Annotated in this window: 1 protein-coding gene; it reads right to left on the reverse strand. The window is 51.5% G+C overall.

The window, feature by feature from the left end:
* A partial coding sequence (locus R7R78_RS27025) for a TRAP transporter permease (protein WP_225474723.1) occupies positions 1–653 on the reverse strand: 653 nt, incomplete at both ends.

Here is a 653-nt window from a genome sequence, read left to right on the forward strand (position 1 = left end):
CTTCAAGGTGAACGATGTAAATCAACGCGATGTAGGAAATCAGCGCTGGAAGTAATGCCGCTTTGATAACCTCTACGTAAGAAATCCCGACGTATTCCACCATCAAAAATGCTGCCGCGCCCATGATTGGCGGGGTGAGCTGACCATTGGTTGACGCTGCCACTTCAACGGCACCCGCTTTTGTGCCCGGGAAGCCGACTCGTTTCATCAATGGAATGGTAAAAGTACCCGTGGTTACGACGTTTGCGATCGATGAGCCTGAAACCAGACCCGATAGACCAGATGCGACAACGGCGGCTTTAGCTGGGCCGCCTTTCATATGACCAAGTAGAGAAAATGCGACTTTAATGAAGTAAGCACCTGCACCCGCACGCTCTAGCATCGCGCCAAACAGTACAAACAAGAATACGAAAGAAGTGGATACACCTAACGCAACACCAAATACCCCTTCGGTGGTTAGCCACAGATGCGACATCGCTTTACCTAAGCTTGCGCCTTTGTGGGCTATGACATCTGGCATGTATGGGCCAGCAAATGTGTAAGTCAGGAACACGGCGGCCACAACCATTAGCGGAGGCCCTAATGCACGACGAGTCGCTTCAAGTAGCAATATCATGCCAACGACCGCAACCACAATATCCGCAGTGGTGGGC

The sequence above is a fragment of the Vibrio sp. 2134-1 genome (assembly GCF_033339495.1).